Origin of the sequence: Streptomyces sp. NPDC006739 (assembly GCF_042869815.1) — a bacterium.
Taxonomy (GTDB): Bacteria; Actinomycetota; Actinomycetes; order Streptomycetales; family Streptomycetaceae; genus Streptomyces.
The window spans coordinates 650,372-667,187 of sequence record NZ_JBIAGM010000002.1; the positions used below are offsets into that span (position 1 = coordinate 650,372).

18 protein-coding genes are annotated in these 16,816 nt (G+C 71.6%); 13 read left to right on the plus strand and 5 right to left on the minus strand.

Annotated elements, in window-relative coordinates; translation table 11 throughout:
- Positions 1–38: 38 nt before the first annotated feature.
- A complete protein-coding gene (locus ACFYMM_RS06385; RefSeq protein ID WP_388384394.1) occupies positions 39–779 on the plus strand; it encodes a potassium channel family protein in 741 nt (246 codons plus the stop codon).
- Between the two features lie 20 nt (positions 780–799).
- Here the strand turns inward: ACFYMM_RS06385 and ACFYMM_RS06390 are convergent, their stop codons facing one another.
- Positions 800–1,108 (minus strand): small hydrophobic protein, encoded by a 309-nt coding sequence (locus tag ACFYMM_RS06390; RefSeq protein ID WP_388384534.1) that lies wholly within the window; start codon positions 1,106–1,108, stop codon positions 800–802.
- Between the two features lie 310 nt (positions 1,109–1,418).
- Positions 1,419–3,047, minus strand: coding sequence for an MFS transporter (locus ACFYMM_RS06395; protein WP_388384396.1), 1,629 nt, complete (start codon positions 3,045–3,047; stop codon positions 1,419–1,421).
- Between the two features lie 117 nt (positions 3,048–3,164).
- Here ACFYMM_RS06395 and ACFYMM_RS06400 point away from each other — a divergent pair, with 117 nt between their 5' ends.
- The 3 genes from ACFYMM_RS06400 (at position 3,165) to ACFYMM_RS06410 (ending at position 6,019) form a co-directional block, all read left to right on the plus strand.
- Positions 3,165–3,797 carry a TetR family transcriptional regulator gene (locus ACFYMM_RS06400; RefSeq protein WP_388384399.1) on the plus strand — a complete coding sequence of 211 codons (633 nt, stop codon included), beginning with the start codon at positions 3,165–3,167 and terminating at the stop codon, positions 3,795–3,797.
- An 82-nt stretch (positions 3,798–3,879) separates the two neighbouring features.
- Positions 3,880–5,097, plus strand: a complete 1,218-nt coding sequence (locus ACFYMM_RS06405; RefSeq protein ID WP_388384401.1) for an alpha/beta hydrolase — start codon at positions 3,880–3,882, stop codon at positions 5,095–5,097.
- Positions 5,098–5,164: 67 nt separating this feature from the next.
- On the plus strand, positions 5,165–6,019 hold the full coding sequence (locus ACFYMM_RS06410) for a DUF4429 domain-containing protein (RefSeq protein WP_388384403.1): 855 nt from the start codon (positions 5,165–5,167) through the stop codon (positions 6,017–6,019).
- Positions 6,020–6,058: 39 nt separating this feature from the next.
- Here the strand turns inward: ACFYMM_RS06410 and ACFYMM_RS06415 are convergent, their stop codons facing one another.
- A complete protein-coding gene (locus tag ACFYMM_RS06415) occupies positions 6,059–6,526 on the minus strand; it encodes a MerR family transcriptional regulator (protein WP_388384406.1) in 468 nt (155 codons plus the stop codon).
- A gap of 95 nt (positions 6,527–6,621) precedes the next feature.
- On the opposite strand from ACFYMM_RS06415, the gene ACFYMM_RS06420 reads away from it, so the two are divergent.
- The gene (locus ACFYMM_RS06420) at positions 6,622–7,101 is read left to right on the plus strand and encodes a GNAT family N-acetyltransferase (RefSeq protein WP_388384408.1); all 480 of its coding nucleotides are present in this window, start codon (positions 6,622–6,624) and stop codon (positions 7,099–7,101) included.
- A 188-nt stretch (positions 7,102–7,289) separates the two neighbouring features.
- Positions 7,290–8,111 carry a serine hydrolase domain-containing protein gene (locus tag ACFYMM_RS06425; RefSeq protein WP_388384410.1) on the plus strand — a complete coding sequence of 274 codons (822 nt, stop codon included), beginning with the start codon at positions 7,290–7,292 and terminating at the stop codon, positions 8,109–8,111.
- Positions 8,112–8,136: 25 nt separating this feature from the next.
- Here the strand turns inward: ACFYMM_RS06425 and ACFYMM_RS06430 are convergent, their stop codons facing one another.
- A complete protein-coding gene (locus ACFYMM_RS06430) occupies positions 8,137–8,793 on the minus strand; it encodes a pirin family protein (protein ID WP_388384536.1) in 657 nt (218 codons plus the stop codon).
- Positions 8,794–8,879: 86 nt separating this feature from the next.
- Here ACFYMM_RS06430 and ACFYMM_RS06435 point away from each other — a divergent pair, with 86 nt between their 5' ends.
- The 5 genes from ACFYMM_RS06435 to fabF all read left to right on the plus strand — a co-directional run bounded on the left by ACFYMM_RS06435 (position 8,880) and on the right by fabF (position 14,026).
- Entirely contained in the window at positions 8,880–10,085 is a 1,206-nt protein-coding gene (locus tag ACFYMM_RS06435) for a PucR family transcriptional regulator (RefSeq protein ID WP_388384412.1), read from the plus strand.
- Positions 10,086–10,174: 89 nt separating this feature from the next.
- A complete protein-coding gene (locus ACFYMM_RS06440; protein WP_388384413.1) occupies positions 10,175–11,122 on the plus strand; it encodes an ACP S-malonyltransferase in 948 nt (315 codons plus the stop codon).
- A 17-nt stretch (positions 11,123–11,139) separates the two neighbouring features.
- A complete protein-coding gene (locus ACFYMM_RS06445) occupies positions 11,140–12,171 on the plus strand; it encodes a ketoacyl-ACP synthase III (RefSeq protein ID WP_388384415.1) in 1,032 nt (343 codons plus the stop codon).
- 80 nt (positions 12,172–12,251) lie between these two features.
- Positions 12,252–12,500 (plus strand): acyl carrier protein, encoded by a 249-nt coding sequence (locus tag ACFYMM_RS06450; RefSeq protein ID WP_030341284.1) that lies wholly within the window; start codon positions 12,252–12,254, stop codon positions 12,498–12,500.
- A gap of 263 nt (positions 12,501–12,763) precedes the next feature.
- On the plus strand, positions 12,764–14,026 hold the full coding sequence (gene fabF / locus ACFYMM_RS06455; RefSeq protein ID WP_388384417.1) for a beta-ketoacyl-ACP synthase II: 1,263 nt from the start codon (positions 12,764–12,766) through the stop codon (positions 14,024–14,026).
- 90 nt (positions 14,027–14,116) lie between these two features.
- Here the strand turns inward: fabF and ACFYMM_RS06460 are convergent, their stop codons facing one another.
- Positions 14,117–14,611, minus strand: a complete 495-nt coding sequence (locus ACFYMM_RS06460; protein ID WP_388384419.1) for a DUF3145 domain-containing protein — start codon at positions 14,609–14,611, stop codon at positions 14,117–14,119.
- 265 nt (positions 14,612–14,876) lie between these two features.
- On the opposite strand from ACFYMM_RS06460, the gene ACFYMM_RS06465 reads away from it, so the two are divergent.
- Positions 14,877–15,770, plus strand: a complete 894-nt coding sequence (locus ACFYMM_RS06465; RefSeq protein ID WP_388384421.1) for an SGNH/GDSL hydrolase family protein — start codon at positions 14,877–14,879, stop codon at positions 15,768–15,770.
- Positions 15,771–15,779: 9 nt separating this feature from the next.
- On the plus strand, positions 15,780–16,754 hold the full coding sequence (locus ACFYMM_RS06470) for an aldose epimerase family protein (RefSeq protein ID WP_388384423.1): 975 nt from the start codon (positions 15,780–15,782) through the stop codon (positions 16,752–16,754).
- The last annotated feature ends 62 nt before the right edge of the window (positions 16,755–16,816 follow it).

Genomic DNA, 16,816 nt, shown 5'->3' on the forward strand with positions numbered 1-16,816 from the left:
GTCTCCACCGCCCTTACCAGTTCTTTACGATTATCCGCATGAACGAACAGTCGGCGCAGACCTGTTGGGAGCGGCGTACCCAACGGCCTTTGCTGGCGCTCGCGGTGACGTTCGCGGTCGCCTATGCCGTGCCGATCGTGGACAGCACCGCCGACCGGTCGCTGACCTGGCTGTGCACGGTGACGGAGTGGGTGGTGTGGGGGTCGTTCGCCGTGGACTACGTCATACGGCTGGCACTCGCCCGGCGCCGACGGGAGTTCGTGCGGTCGCACTGGATAGACCTGTGCGCGGTGGTGCTGCCGCTGCTGCAGCCGCTGCGGCTGCTGCGGATGGTGGCGACGCTGCTGCTGGTGGGGCGGCGGGCGCGGATGGCCTCGCAGATCCGCCTGACCACGTACGTAGCGGGTGCGGTGGTGGGGCTGCTGATGTTCGGGTCACTGGCCGTGCTGTCCGTGGAGCGCGACGCCCCGCACGGGAACATCCGGACGCTGGGTGACGCGGTGTGGTGGTCGTTCACGACGATGACGACCGTGGGGTACGGGGACCACGCGCCCACCACCGGGCTGGGCCGGATGATCGCGGTCGGGCTGATGCTGTCGGGGATCGCGCTGCTCGGTGTCGTCACAGCGAACATCGCCGCGTGGTTCATCGGGCAGTTCGCCAAGGACGACCTGGAAGAGCGGCGGCAGACCCAGGCCATCGAGTCACTGACGGAGGAGGTCCGCCGGCTGCGCTCGGAAGTGGCGGCTTTGGCCGCGCGGGAGGAGCAGCGGCACTGAGCGCTGCCCACCCGCGCCGCTCAGAAGAACCCGTGGCCCACCGTTGCCGAACCCGCCAGCCAGAGGATGGCCAGCAGGGTGTCGATGGCGCCCAGGACCAGGGCCACGAGGGCGGGGATGTTGCGGTCGGGAGACCATGCGCGGCCCATGGAGAGCCAGCCGCACACGGCGGCCACCGGCCCCAGGATGATGCCCAGGGTGAAGAAACCGGCGACCGCGCAGATGGTCCCGATGATTCCGAGCGTCGCGCGATCCGGCCCGCTCCGGGACCACGTCCGGCCGCGTGAACGGGGGTACCTGCGCGTTCCGTGCCCGAATCCCGCCATCATCAACTCCCTCGTCACGTATGGACAGTTCGGGTTCGGTACGACGGGTACCCCTGTTCCGCGGACTCAGACCTGCGCGCGCTGCCCCCCTCCGGCAGCGCGCCGCCGGCCCACCGTCCTCCCATGCCCTGCGGAGGACTTGACCCACTGTGACCTGCGGCGCGGGCCCAGTGCCAGGGATCTTTAGGGGAGTCACCCTGATAGGGGAATCCCGTCCGGCGATGGCGTGAATTCGCCCGCCGGCCGCATGAATCACCGCGAGCCGGGAGGAACCGCCCGGAAACGGCTGAGGGCCGCCGTTCCGGGAGACCGCTCAGATGTGGCCCACGCCCGCGCCCGCCTCCGCGTTCTCGCCCCGCTTGGTGAGCAGGGCCACGAAGATCGCGACCGCCGCCACGCCGGCCGCGACCAGCGAGGCGAGGCTCATCCCGGAGATGAAGGTGTCGTGCGCCACGGAGGTGATCTTCGCGGCGACGGCGGCCGGTGTGCCGTGCGGCACCGGCGCCACACCGACCTGGACCGCCTGGGAGGCCTGGTCCAGCTGAGCCGGGGTCAGCTTCGGCAGCCCCGCGCCGGTCCAGTTGCCCGCGAGGTCGCTGTCCACCTTGGAGGCCATCACGGCGCCCAGCACCGCAGTACCGAGGCTGCCGCCGATCTGCATGCCCGCCTGCTGCAGACCGCCCGCCACGCCGGACAGCTCCATGGGGGCGTTGCCGACGATGACCTCGGTGGCGCCGACCATGACCGGCGCGAGGCCGAGACCGAGGAGGGCGAACCAGACGGACATCAGACCGCTGGAGGTGTCGGCCTTCAGCGTCGACATGCCGTACATGGCGATCGCGGTGGCCGCCATGCCGCCGGCCAGCGGGATGCGCGGGCCCAGTTTGGTGATCAACGCGCCGGCCAGCGGGGAGCCGACGATCATCATCCCGGTGAGCGGGAGCAGGTGCAGACCCGCGTCGATCGGGCTCATGCCGTGCACGTTCTGGAGGTAGAACGTCACGAAGAACAGGCCGCCCATGAAGGCGATGGCCATCAGGACCATGAGGACCACACCGGCCGACAGCGGGACCGAGCGGAACAGGGCGAGCGGGATCAGCGGCTCCCCGACCCTGGTCTCCCAGAACGAGAAGAGGCCGAACAGCAGCACCGAGCCGGCGATGAACGCCCAGGTCCTGCCGTCGCCCCAGCCCCAGGCCGGAGCCTTGATGAGCGCCCAGACCAGACAGAACATGGCGCCGGAGAGCAGGGCGATGCCGAGCAGGTCGAAGGAGCGCGGGGCGTTCTCGGCGCGGTGGTCGCGCAGGATCAGCACGCCCAGGACCAGGGCGAGGGCGCCGACCGGCACGTTGATGAAGAACACCGACTGCCAGTTGACGTGTTCGACGAGGACACCGCCGAGGATGGGGCCGCCCGCGGTGGACGCGCCGATCACCATGCCCCAGATGCCGATCGCCATGTTGAGCTTCTCGGCCGGGAAGGTGGCCCGCAGCAGGCCGAGCGCGGCCGGCATCAGCAGCGCGCCGAACAGTCCCTGGAAGACACGGAAGGTGACGACCATCGCGATGCTGCCGGACAGTCCGATGGCGCCGGAGGCGGCGGCGAAGCCGGTCACGCCGACGAGGAAGGTCTGCCGGTGCCCGAAGCGGTCGCCGAGCTTGCCCGCGGTGATCAGGGAGACCGCGAGGGCGAGGAAGTAGCCGTTGGTGATCCACTGCACCTGGGCGAAGGTGGCCCCCAGGTCCTTCTGGATCGCCGGGTTGGCGATGGCCACGATGGTGCCGTCGAGGGCCACCATCATGACCCCCACGGCGACGGTTATCAGGGTGAGCCAGGGATGGCCGCGCAGGCCGGAGGCCGCGGCGGGGCTGGGCGGCTCGGACGGGACGCCGTCCGCCCGGTCCCCCGGTCCCGTCGTGTCGACGGTGGTCTGACTAGTCATGTGTTCGAGGCTAGTGACAGCCACTGACAGTTGACAAACGCCGACACGAGTCGGTGACTGACACAACTCCAGCGCCTACGCTGAGCTGGAAGGACGTCCACCGGGAGAGAAGAGGCGATGGAGACGGAAACGCTGCGCGAGCGGAAGAAGCGGCGTACTCGGGAGGCATTGCTGCTGGCCGCGCTCGAACTGTTCACCACCCAGGGCTACGAACACACCACCGTCGACGAGATCGCCGAGGCCGTCGACGTCTCGCAGCGCACCTTCTTCCGCTACTTCGCCGGCAAGGAGGAGGCCGCGTTCGCCGTCCAGGAGATGACCGAGGAGCAGTACGTGGCGGCGGTGCGGGCGCGCCCGCCGCACGAGGCGCCGATGGAGGCGCTGCGCCGGGCGGTGCTGGAGGGCTGGGAGACGATCCGCGAGACCGTCGAGTCGGCCGTCCCGGTCGAGCTGTACCTGCGCATGTACCGGACGATCGAGTCGACCCCGGCCCTGCTCGCCGCGCATCTGCGCCGCAGCGCCGCCACCGAGGAGACCATCGCGCGCATCCTCGCCGAACGGGAGGGCGTCGACGTGGACGCCGACCCCCGGCCCCGGCTGATGGTGGCCGTCTTCGGCGGGGTGATCCGGGTCACCGAACGACAGTGGAGCACCGGCGAGGACTTCAGCCTGGAGGCGATCCGCGCGCTCACCGCGTCCTACCTCGACCAGGTGGGGCCGGCGCTCACCGGGAACTGGCGCAGCGCCTGAGGTCAACCTCACGCCCGGCAAAACGTGATCCCTGTCACTCGGTTGCCCCGAGACCCTCTCGTTCTCCTAGTGTGTCCTCCCAGTGACTTCCTTCGACACCCCCCCGCAACTCAGCGTCTGGCGCATGCTGCTCGCCCTGGCCGTCGTGTTCGTGATGCTCGCGACCACCGGCTGGACCGCCCTGCGCAGCCACCGGGAGACGACCGCACTGCAGGCCTCGCTCTCCCAGTGGGAGCACGGCACGCTCCACGGACTGCACCTGCCGGACCCCGGGGCGGACCCCGCGCGGCTCGCCCGCTTCTTCGCCTCGCTCACCCCGCACGAGCGCGAGTACCTCGTCCAGCGCTATCCGCTCGCGGTCGGCAACATGAACGGCGCCCCGGTCGCCCTGCGCTACCGCGCCAACCGTGTCGCGCTGAACCAGGCGCGCAAGGTCGAGAAGAAACGCATGCACGACAACCGGCTCAGCACGGCCGGCCAGCAGGACGCCGGGCGCCGTATGCACCGCTACGAGGCGCTCATGCGGGGCGACCGGCAGATCCTCGCCTTCGACCCCGAGGGCTCCGGGCGGGTCGCCGAGGTGTTCGGGAACCTGACGAAGGCCGAGCGGATCTCGGTCGTCGTCCCCGGTGTCGACACGGACCTGCTCACCTTCGAGAAGACCTACCGCGAGTACACCGCCCCGGTCGGCATGGCCGAGGCGCTGTACACGGCGGAGCGCACCGCGAGCCCCACGACCCGGACGGCCGTGATCGCCTGGGCCGACTACACCTCCCCCGACGGACTCGGCGTGGACGCGGCCACCGCGATGCGCGCCGAGGAGGGTGCCGTACGGCTGAACGCGCTGCTGCGCGCCCTGCCCGGCGGCGCCCCGGTGTCGATGTTCTGCCACAGCTACGGCTCGGTGGTCTGCGGGGTCGCCGCGCACGGCATGCCGCGCCGGGTGGCCGACATAGCCGTGGCCGCCAGCCCCGGGATGCGGGTCTCCAGGGCCTCGCACCTGGACACCTCCGCCCAGGTGTGGGCGATGCGGGACGCCACCGACTGGATCCAGAACGTGCCCTACCTGGAGGTCGGCGGACTCGGGCACGGGGCCGACCCGGTCTCCTCGGACTTCGGGGCGCGGGTGCTGTCGGCCCGGGACGCCCAGGGACACGCCGGGTACTTCCGGCCCGGCACGGACAGCCTGCGCAACCTCGCGGACATCGGGGTCGGCGCATACCACTCGGTGACCTGCGCGCACGATGTCGAGGGCTGCCGGACCGGTTTGTCCGACGCGTCGACGGGCCGACGCGCGTAGAGACAGCAGGAAGTGCGGTCCACTCGGGGAGGGACGTGAGGAGTACGTGCCGCTTACCATGAGCCGCATGGGTGACGTGCTGGCCGGTTTTCATGCCGTCTGGGAGTTCGAGTCCGACTCCGTGCTCATCCGCTACGAACGGGGGATTCGAACACCCAGGCTGTTCCAGGCCCTGGGGGAACGGCGCGTCCCGCTGTCCGCGCTCGAGGGGGTGACCCTCACTCCCGGCAAGCGCGGCACCGTCGTCCTGCGCGCCCAGGTGCGCCCGGGCGCCGACCCGTTGATGGAGGCGGCCGACGGGCAGCTCAGGGAGGCCTGCGACCCCTACCGGCTGGTCCTGCCGGCCGAGCGGGAGACGCTCGCCGAGTACTACGCCGAGGAGCTGCGCCCGCTGCTGACCGAGTCCGGGCCGGCCGAGCGGTATCTGGTCGCGGCACCCGAGGCCCCGTTGCGGTTCAAGTCGTACGACGCGAAGGTCTCCTTCGACGGGAAGGCCGTGCGGTTCCGGTGGTCCTGGACGGGGGCGTCCTCGGCGAAGTGGAAGGCCGGGGACCAGAGTTACCCGGTCAGCGCCCTCAGCGGCGTCGAGTGGCGCTCGCCGGAGGTGTTCGAGGGGCATCTGCGGCTGCTGCCCCGGGACCCCGCGGGCGGGGAGCGCCGCGAGCAGCCGGACCAGGATCCGGCGGCGGTGGTGTTCGGGCTCGGGTACGGCCCGGTGCACGAGTCGCTGCCGTTCGCCGCGGCGGTGCTGGCCGCGGTGCGCTCGCGCGGGGCGGTGGCGGCGGTGACCGCAACGACCCCGCGCCGCGACCCCGCCGACATCGCCGAACGCATCCGCCACCTCGGGGAGTTGCACCAGGCGGGACTGGTGACGGACGAGGAGTTCTCGGCCAAGAAGGCGGAACTCCTCGCGGAGCTCTAGGCCCTGTCGTCCGGATCGTCCCGGCGCCGGCCGCACCGGTCAGCGGATGGTTCCCTGGGCGTAGAAACTGATCTTCCGGTCGAGCACGGAGAGCGTGTCGCGCAGTTCGGCGATCCGGGCCAGGACGTCCCGGCGGGTCGACTCCAGCAGCGCCTGGCGCTCCAGGTAGGTGCTCTCGCCCTCGCGGACCAGTTCCGCGTACCTGACCATGTCCGCCACCGGCATCCCGGTCAGCCGCAGCTTGGTCACGAAGTCCAGCCAGTCCAGGTCGCGGTTGCTGTAGCGGCGCTGGCCGGTGTGCGAGCGGTCGACGTCGGGCATCAGGCCGATCCGCTCGTACCAGCGCAGCGTGTGGGCGGTCAGACCGGTGAAGGCGACGACCTCGCTGATCGTGTACTTGTCCTTGCCGGCGGGGCGTGGGTGGCGCCGGGGCGCGGCGGAGCAGCTGTCGGCCGGCGCGGGGGTGACTCGCTCGGTGTCCACTTTCATGGTCTGCATCACCGTCATGCCCCCACGCTATGACCTTCGAGTGCACTCCAAGCAAGCGGAACCGGTAAGAAAAGAGGGGGACCGGCCAGGGTACGGCCGCTAGCGTGCGGGGCATGAGCCTCGTACGACGTGCCACGCCCGAGGACGCGGAGGAAGTACTGCGTCTGCGTCAGGTGATGATCGATTCCATGGTCGGCTCGGACCCGTCCACGGACTGGCACGAGACGTCCCTGCCGACCCTTCGCGAACGCCTCGCCGACACCGACGGGGACTTCGCCGCGTTCGTCGTCGACCACCCGGAGCGGCCCGGGGCGCTGGCGGCGCTGGTCGCCGGGACGGTGGACTACCGGATCGGGAGGATGGGCAATCCGCTCGGCACCGTCGGCTTCGTCTTCAGCGTCGCCACGGACCCCGGGACGCGCCGGCAGGGCTACGCCCGCGCGTGCATGGCGGTTCTGCTGGACTGGTTCCGGGCCCGGGGTGCGGTCCGGGTGCAGCTCACCGCGTCCGCCGAGGCACGGCCGCTGTACGACTCCCTCGGCTTCCTGCCCAAGCCGGACCCCTTGATGGAGCTGACGCTTCCGGGCGCTTGAGGACCCCTTAGAGGGGTCCTTGCACTATGAGCGTCCGATCAGGTCGCGTGGTCTGGTGACGTGCATCGCAAGGCGCCGGAGAGCCCTGGTAGCGGAGCTACCAGGGCTTTACGGCAACGCGGCGAGGCGCGGTGCCAGGCCGCGCGACCCGGGCGGGCATAGTGCAAGGACCCCTTAGGCTCGGGGACATGTCGTTGAAGAGCCTGTCGTTGATCGAGAGCTGGCCCGTGCCGACCGCCGCCGCGGGGGTCGTACGGGCCGACGGGACGGTCCTGGGGACCCATGGGCCGGCCGGGCAGAGGTTCGCGCTGGCCTCGGTCAGCAAGCCGCTCGCGGCGTACGCGGTGCTCGTGGCGTACGAGGAGGGGGCCGTGGAGCTGGACGAGCCCGCGGGGCCGGCCGGGTCGACGGTCCGTCATCTGCTGGCGCACACCTCCGGGCTGGCCTTCGACGAGCACCGGGTGACCGGGGGCGCCGGTGAGCGGCGGCTGTACTCCAACGCCGGGTTCGAACAGTTGGGCGACCATGTCGCGAAGGCCACGGACATTCCGTTCGGGGAGTACGTACGGCAGGCGGTGTTCGAGCCGCTGGGGATGACGTCGACGTCCCTGGAGGGCTCCCCCGCGAAGGACGGGGTCTCGACCGTGGAGGACCTGCTGCGGTTCGCGGCGGAGGTGCAGGCGCCGCGGCTGCTGGACCCGCGGACGGTGGCCGACGCGATGACCGTGCAGTACCCGGGGACGAAGGGCGTCCTGCCGGGGTACGGGCACCAGAACCCGAACGACTGGGGGCTCGGCTTCGAGATCCGGGACTCCAAGACCCCGCACTGGACCGGCGCTTCGTCCTCACCGCGCACCTTCGGCCACTTCGGGCAGTCCGGTACGTTCCTGTGGATCGACCCCGACGCCCAGGTCGCGGGGGTCGCCCTGACGGACCGGGCGTTCGGCCCCTGGGCGACCGAGGCGTGGCCGGCGTTCACGGACGCGGTGCTGGCGGAGCTGCGCGGCTGAGGCCGGCGGGGACCGCGCGGCCGGCTCACGCGGCGGCCATCTCCCACAGCAGCAGTTCCGCCGCGGTGATCCCCTCCGCCGCCAGGTCCCGGGCGTCCGTGATCCGGGCCGCGTCGCCCGCCCGCAGTGTCCGCCCGGCCAACCGGATCTCGCCGCGCACCACATGCGCGTACAGCCGCGCCGCGTCCGGCACCGCCGTCCGCTCCCCCGGTGCCAGACGGCGGACGTGGAGCATGGCCGCCGCCCCCGGAACCGCGTAGGGGGTCGAGTCGGCGATGCCCGGGACGATCTCGTAGGCGGGGGTGCCGCCCGGTTCCAGCGGTGCCAGCCAGGTCTGGACGAAGGTCAGGGGGACCTCCGTGTCGTTGCGCTCGACGTGGCGCACGCCCGCCGCCGAGCTGAGGCGCTGGACGTCACCGGGGCGGACCCGCGTCTCGTGGCCGGTGGAGTCGCGGTGGGTCAGCTCGCCCTCGACCACCCATGTGACGATCTCGGTGTGGCTGTGCGGGTGCTCGTCGAAGCCGGCGCCCGGCGCGAGCCGTTCCTCGTTGCAGGCGATGATCGCGCCGAAGCGGAGGTTGTCGGGGTCGTAGTGCGGCCCGAAGGAGAACGCGTGCCGGGAGTCGATCCCGGCCTCAGGATCCCCGCCTGGATAGCGCTCCGCCGCGCGCCTCACATCCATCACGCCCACCACGGTAGCCCTGCCGGGCGGCGGCGGGCACAACCCCGGCGGCGCACGGTCCCGTCCCGATAAGGCAGTCTTGTCCCGTGCCCGAACCCGTAACGCGCAAGTCCGAACCCGCAGCGCACGACGTCCACGCGCACTCCGCGACCCTGAAGCGGCTGGAGAGGTCCTCCGGGTCCCTGGCCGCGCAGGCGATCGCCAGGATGGACGAGACGCTGCCGTGGTACCGGGCCATGCCCCCGGAGAACCGTTCCTGGATCGGGCTGGTCGCCCAGGCCGGTATCGCCGCCTTCACCGAGTGGTTCCGGCGCCCGGACGCCCCGCAGGCCATCTCCACCGACGTGTTCGGGACCGCCCCGCGCGAGCTGACCCGGGCCATCACCCTGCGGCAGACCGTGGAGATGGTGCGCACCACCATCGAGGTCATGGAGAGCGCGATCGACGAGGTCGCCGCCCCGGGCGACGAGGGCGTGCTGCGCGAGGCGCTGCTCGTGTACGCCCGGGAGATCGCCTTCGCCACCGCCCAGGTGTACGCCCAGGCCGCCGAGGCACGCGGTGCCTGGGACGCGCGGCTGGAGTCGCTGGTGGTCAACGCCGTCCTGAGCGGGGAGGCCGACGAGGGGGCGGTGAGCCGGGCCGCCGCGCTCGGCTGGAACTCGCCGGACCATGTGTGCGTCGTGCTCGGCACCGCGCCGGACGGGGACAGCGAGCTGACCGTGGAGGCGATCCGGCGGGCCGCCCGGCACGCCAAGCTGCAGGTGCTCACGGGAGTGCTCGGGGACCGGCTCGTGGTCATCGCGGGGGGCAGCGACAACCCGCTCGCGGTGGCGAAGTCGCTGATCGGACCCTATGCCGCCGGACCGGTGGTGGCCGGTCCGGTGGTACCCGACCTGCTGGCCGGCACCCGGTCCGCGCAGGCCGCCGCGGCCGGGCTGAAGGCGTGTTCCGCCTGGCAGGACGCGCCTCGGCCGGTGCTGGCGGACGATCTGCTCCCGGAGCGCGCCATCGCGGGCGATCCGAGCGCGCGTGAGCAGTTGGTGGAGGAGATCTACAGACCGCTCGAAGAGGCCGGCTCGGCGCTGCTGGAGACCCTGAGCGTCTACCTGGAGCAGGCGAGCAGCCTGGAGGGAGCCGCCCGGATGCTCTTCGTTCACCCGAACACCGTGCGCTACCGGCTCCGACGTGTGACTGACGTCACCGGTTGGTCGCCATCCGATGTACGATCCGCCTTCACACTGCGGATCGCGCTGATCCTGGGGCGTCTGGCCGATGGGGATGCCCAAACCTAAGCTTTTGTCGGGGGTCCACAAAACCCCTCCGTGTTCTTCGTCCCTGTCCCCACGGGCGGCCCCGGCCGTCCCCAAGAGAGAGTGTGAGAGTGCTCGTACTCGTCGCTCCCGGCCAGGGCGCCCAGACGCCCGGCTTCCTGACTCCCTGGCTCGAACTCCCCGGTGCCGCCGACCGCGTCGCCGCGTGGTCCGACGCCATCGGACTGGACCTGGTCCACTACGGCACCCGGGCCGACGCGGACGCCATCCGTGACACCGCGGTGGCGCAGCCGCTGCTGGTCGCCGCCGGGATCCTGTCCGCCGCGGCACTCGGCACCCGCCCGGGGACCGCGCCGGGCGCGGTCGCGGGTCACAGCGTCGGCGAGTTCACGGCCGCCGCCTTCGCGGGTGTCCTGGACGACACCGCCGCCCTGGGCCTCGTCCGCAGGCGCGGCCTGGCCATGGCGGAGGCCGCCGCGGTCACGCGGACCGGTATGTCGGCGCTGCTCGGCGGCGACCCGGAGGTGTCCGTCGCGCACCTGGAGAAGCTCGGCCTGACCCCGGCGAACATCAACGGCGCGGGCCAGATCGTCGCCGCGGGCACCCTCGAGCAGCTGGCCGCGCTGAACGAGGACAAGCCCGAGGGCGTCCGCAAGGTCGTCCCGCTGAAGGTCGCCGGCGCCTTCCACACCCACCACATGGCCCCGGCGGTCGAGACGCTGGCCAAGGCCGCCGCGGACCTCACGCCCGCCGACCCGGAGATCACCTACGTCTCCAACAAGGACGGCCGGACGGTCGCCACCGGCGCCGAGGTGCTGGAGCGGCTGGTCGGCCAGGTCGCGAGCCCGGTCCGCTGGGACCGGTGCATGGAGACGTTCAAGGAGCTGGGCGTGACCGCCCTCATCGAGGTGTGCCCCGGCGGCACGCTGACCGGCCTGGCCAAGCGCGCCCTGCCCGGGGTGCGGACGCTGGCCCTGAAGACACCCGACGACCTCGACGCCGCTCGCGAGCTCATCGCCGAGACGACCGCACCTGCCGCTGACGCGGCGGGCGCCTGAAAGGGAGCCCAGGAGCAATGTCGAAGATCAAGCCCAGCAAGGGTGCCCCGTACGCGCGCATCCTCGGTGTCGGCGGTTACCGGCCGACCCGGGTGGTGCCCAACGAGGTGATCCTGGAGAAGATCGACTCCTCGGACGAGTGGATTCGTTCGCGCTCCGGCATCGAGACCCGGCACTGGGCGGGCCCCGAGGAGACCGTCGCCGCGATGGCGATCGAGGCCTCCGGCAAGGCGATCGCGGACGCGGGGATCGACGCCGAGCAGATCGGCGCCGTGGTCGTCTCGACGGTCTCGCACTTCAGCCAGACCCCGGCGGTGGCCACCGAGATCGCCGACAAGCTGGGCACCGACAAGGCCGCCGCCTTCGACATCTCGGCGGGCTGCGCGGGCTTCGGCTACGGCCTCACGCTCGCCAAGGGCATGATCGTCGAGGGCTCGGCGGAGTACGTCCTGGTCATCGGCGTGGAGCGGCTGAGCGACCTGACGGACCTGGAGGACCGGGCGACGGCCTTCCTGTTCGGTGACGGCGCCGGCGCGGTCGTGGTCGGCCCCTCCCGGGAGCCGGCGATCGGCCCGACCGTCTGGGGCTCCGAGGGCGACAAGTCCGAGACCATCAAGCAGACGACCCCCTGGGACCGCTTCCACGTGGGCGACGTCTCGACGCTGCCCCTGGACAGCGAGGGCAACATCAAGTTCCCTGCGATCACGCAGGAGGGCCAGGCGGTGTTCCGCTGGGCCGTGTTCGAGATGGCGAAGGTCGCCCAGCAGGCGCTGGACGCGGCCGGGATCACCCCGGACGACCTGGACGTCTTCATTCCGCACCAGGCCAATGTGCGGATCATCGACTCGATGGTGAAGACGCTGAAGCTGCCGGAACATGTCACGGTCGCCCGTGACATCCGCACCACCGGCAACACCTCGGCCGCCTCGATCCCGCTCGCGATGGAGCGGCTCCTGGCGACCGGCGAGGCGAAGAGCGGCGACACCGCGCTCGTCATCGGATTCGGGGCGGGTCTCGTCTACGCCGCCACGGTCGTTACCCTCCCCTAGGCACTCCGTGCCGGATCATGCGATCCGGTACGGGACGTACCGCCACAAACCGTCTGGATATCTAAGAAGGAGCGCCTGACATGGCCGCCACTCAGGAAGAGATCGTCGCCGGTCTCGCGGAGATCGTGAACGAGATCGCCGGGATCCCGGTTGAGGACGTCCAGCTGGACAAGTCCTTCACCGACGACCTGGACGTCGACTCGCTGTCCATGGTCGAGGTCGTCGTCGCCGCCGAAGAGCGCTTCGACGTCAAGATCCCGGACGAGGACGTCAAGAACCTCAAGACCGTCGGCGACGCGACCGACTACATCCTCAAGCACCAGGCCTGAGCCGTCCCTTGGGGGTTCTCGCACTGTGAGCGCCCGATGAGGTCGCGTGGTCTGGTGCCGTGCATCGCAAGGCGCCGGAAGGTTCTCGTAGCGGAGCTACTAGGGTTTTCCGGCAACGCGGCGAGGTGCGGTGCCAGGCCCCGCGACCCGGGCGGGCACAGTGCGAGACCCCTGCGGCCGGCGGGGCCCGCCCCGTCGGCCGCAAGGCCCCGCCACCCGGCGGTGGCGCCGTCGAATCCCGTTCCGTTGGAGAAAGAATTCCCGTGAGCCCGACCAATCGCACCGTGGTCGTCACCGGTATCGGCGCAACCACACCGCTGGGTGGCGACGCAGCCTCGTACTGGGAGGCCCTGGTCGCCGGCACGTCCGGTGTCCGTCTTCTTCAGGAGGACTGGGCGGCCGAGCTGCCCGTCCGTATCGCCGCGCGGATCGCCGTCGAGCCGGGCGAGATCATCCCGCGTCCGCAGGCCCGCAAGCTGGACCGGTCGGCGCAGTTCGCCCTGATCGCCGCCCAGGAGGCCTGGAAGGACGCCGGTTTCACCGCCCGGGCCGGCGAGGACTCGTCGGTGAACCCCGACCGGCTGGGCGCCGTCATCGCCTCCGGCATCGGCGGTGTGACGACCCTCCTCGACCAGCACGACGTACTCAGGGAGAAGGGCGTACGCCGGGTCTCCCCGCACACCGTGCCGATGCTGATGCCCAACTCGCCGGCGGCCAACGTCGGTATCGAGCTGGGCGCCCGCGCCGGTGTGCACACCCCCGTGTCGGCCTGTGCCTCGGGCGCCGAGGCCATCGGCTACGCCATCGAGATGATCCGCACCGGCCGCGCCGACGTCGTCGTCGCGGGTGGCACGGAGGCGGCCATCCACCCGCTGCCGATCGTCGCGTTCGGCAACATGATGGCGATGTCCAAGAACAACGACGACCCGCAGGGCGCCTCGCGCCCCTACGACTCCGGCCGCGACGGCTTCGTGATGGGCGAGGGCGCCGGTGTGATCGTCCTGGAGTCCGAGGAGCACGCGAAGGCCCGCGGTGCGCGGATCTACGTCGAGGCCGTCGGCCAGGGCATCTCCTCCGACAGCCACCACATCACGCAGCCCGAGCCGTCCGGCAACGGCATCGCGCACGCGCTGCAGAACCTGCTCGACAACACCGACCTCAAGCCGGCCGACATCGTGCACGTGAACGCGCACGCCACGTCGACGCCTCAGGGTGACGTGGCGGAGATCAAGGCGCTGCGGAAGGTGTTCGGGGACGACGTCGACCACATGGCGATCTCCGCGACCAAGTCGATGACCGGGCATCTGCTCGGTGGCGCCGGCGGCATCGAGACCGTCGCGTCCGTCCTCGCGCTCACCAAGCGGCTGGCTCCGCCGACGATCAACCTCGACGCCCTCGACCCCGAGGTCAACGCGGACGTCGTCCACGGCGAGGCCCGTGAGCTGCCTCAGGGCCGCATCGCCGTGCTGAACGACTCGTTCGGCTTCGGCGGCCACAACGTGGTGCTGGCGTTCCGGACGGTCTGACCGGCCGGCAGCACACCGGTACGAACGTGAGGGGCCCCCACCGGCCGGTGGGGGCCCCTCACGTCGTGTCGGGCCGGGTCAGGCCACCGGTCAGACCACCTGGTGCAGCCAGCGCACCGGCGCGCCCTCTCCCGCGTACCGGAACGGCTCCAGCTCGTCGTCCCAGGGCTTGCCCAGCAGCTTGGACAGCTCCGCCTCCAGCTCCGTCTCCCCGCGCTGGCTGCGCAGCAGGGCCGCGCGCAGCCGGTCCTCGGGGATCAGGATGTCGCCGTGTATGCCGGTGACGGCGTGGAAGATCCCGAGGTCCGGGGTGCAGCTGTAGCGTTCGCCCTCGGCGGTGGCGCAGGGCTCGGCGGTGACCTCGAAGCGCAGCAGGTGCCAGCCGCGCAGCGCGGAGGCGAGCTTGGAGGCCGTACCGGCCTCGCCCTGCCAGGAGAACTCCGAGCGCCAGGTGCCGGGGGCCGCGGGCTGCCGGATCCAGTCGAGGTTGACCCGGGTGCCGAGCACCCCGGCGATGGCCCACTCGACGTGCGGGCACAGCGCGCGCGGCGCGGAGTGCACGTACAGAACTCCACGTGTCGTCACCGGAACCTCCGGGCAGAGCGGGACATCTTGCGGACTGGCTGGGCGGCAGTGGCGCGACGGCCGCGTTGAGGGCGAGGCTACCGTGCGGCGGCGCAAGGAGTGTGACGTACCGTCGGTCCCGGTGCCAGGAAACCCCCGCCATTCACCCAGGGGGACGCTTGTACGGGGGTGAGCCGTTGCACCGCGCCGCCCGGGAACTCCCGCGCGTTGTCATGGAGGGGAGTACTGCGGGAACCGCGAGGACGAACGAGGGGATCACCAGGGGATGCGGAAGCGAAGCCACCGGGTGCGGGCGGCCCTCGCCGTGGCCGTGACGGCCGTGCTGGCGGCCGGCGGGTGCACGGCCCGGGGCGGTGGTTCCGCGGCGCCGAGCGCCGGCGGGACGCGTGCCGGGCGGCCGGTCTCGGTGTGGGACCGCAGCCCGTCCTCCATCGCCGCCGTCGGCGACTCGATCACCCGCGGCTTCGACGCGTGCACGGTGCTGTCGGACTGTCCCGAGGTGTCCTGGGCGACGGGCAGCGACGCCAGGGTGGACAGCCTGGCGGTGCGGCTGCTCGGGGTGACCGGGGCGGCGCGGCGCAGCTGGAACTACGCGGTGACCGGCGCCCGGATGGCCGATCTGCCGGCCCAGATGGCGCAGGCGGTCACCCGCGCGCCCCAGTTGGTGACGGTGATGGCGGGGGCGAACGACGCCTGTCGCGCGTCGGCGTCGGCGATGACACCGGTGGCGGACTTCCGCGCCGACTTCGAGAAGGCGATGGGCACCCTGCGCGCGGCGCTGCCGAGGGCGCAGGTGTACGTGGCGAGCGTGCCGAACCTGAAGCGGCTGTGGTCGCAGGGGCGGACCAATCCGCTGGGCATGCGGGTATGGAAGCTGGGCATCTGCCCGTCGATGCTGGCGGGGGCCGACGACCTGACCAGCGCGGCCACCCTGCGGCGGGACGAGGTCCAGCGGCGGGTGGTGGCCTACAACCGGGTGCTTCAGGAGGTCTGCGCCAAGGACCGGCGGTGCCGGTTCGACGGGGGCGCGGTGTACGACTACCGGTTCGGCACCGACCAGCTGAGCCACTGGGACTGGTTCCATCCGAGCCCGGACGGCCAGGCGCGGCTGGCGGCGATCGCCTACCGGACGGTCACCGCGAGGAAACCCGTGTCCTAGGGTTCCCACATGAGTGAACTTTTCGGCACACTTTCCGACGGCACCGAAGTGCACCGCTGGACGCTGGAGCGGGCCGGCACCCGGGTGGAGATCCTGACGTACGGCGGGATCGTGCGGTCGGTGGAGGTCCCGGACCGGGACGGGCGCACGGCGAACGTCGTGCTGGGGTTCGCCGGCCTGGACGGCTATCTCGCCCACCCGGGGCCGTACCTCGGCGCCCTGGTCGGCCGGTACGCGAACCGGATCGCGGGCGCCCGCTTCCCGCTGGACGGCGTGACCTACGCGCTCGCGCCGAACAACGCGCCCAACTCCCTGCACGGCGGTGAGCGCGGCTTCGACAAGCGGGTGTGGGACGCGGAGCCGGTCGGGCACGGGGTCCGGCTGAGCCGGGTCAGCCCGCACGGCGAGGAGGGCTTCCCTGGCCGGCTGGAGGTCTCGGCGACGTACACCCTGGACGGGTCCGGCGCGCTGCGGATCGCGTACGAGGCGGTGACGGACGCGCCGACCGTGGTGAACCTGACGAACCACAGCTACTTCGACCTGGGCGGTTCGGGGAACGCGGTCGGGCAGGAACTGCGGCTCGCGGCGTCCCGGTTCACCCCGGTCGACGCCGATCTGATCCCGACCGGCGTCCTGGAGGACGTCTCCGGCACCCGCTTCGACTTCCGTACGGCCCGCGAGACGGGCGCAGGTTACGACCACAACTTCGTGCTCGACAAGGGCGTCACCGACGCGCCCGAGGAGGTCGCCGAGCTGCACGACCCGGCGTCCGGCCGGGTGCTGACCGTGGCCACCACCGAGCCCGGCCTGCAGCTCTACACCGCCGACCATCTGACCGGCCCGTTCTCCCCCGGTGACGGCATCGCCCTGGAGACCCAGCACTTCCCGGACTCCCCCAACCACCCGCACTTCCCGAGCACGGAACTGCGGCCGGGCGGGGTGTTCCGCTCCGAGACGGTGTACGGCTTCGGCGTGCGGGGCTGAACCGAGCCCCGGCCCAGGGGTCAGGTCCCGGGCCGGGGCTGCTCTGGGGGTTTCCCCGATCA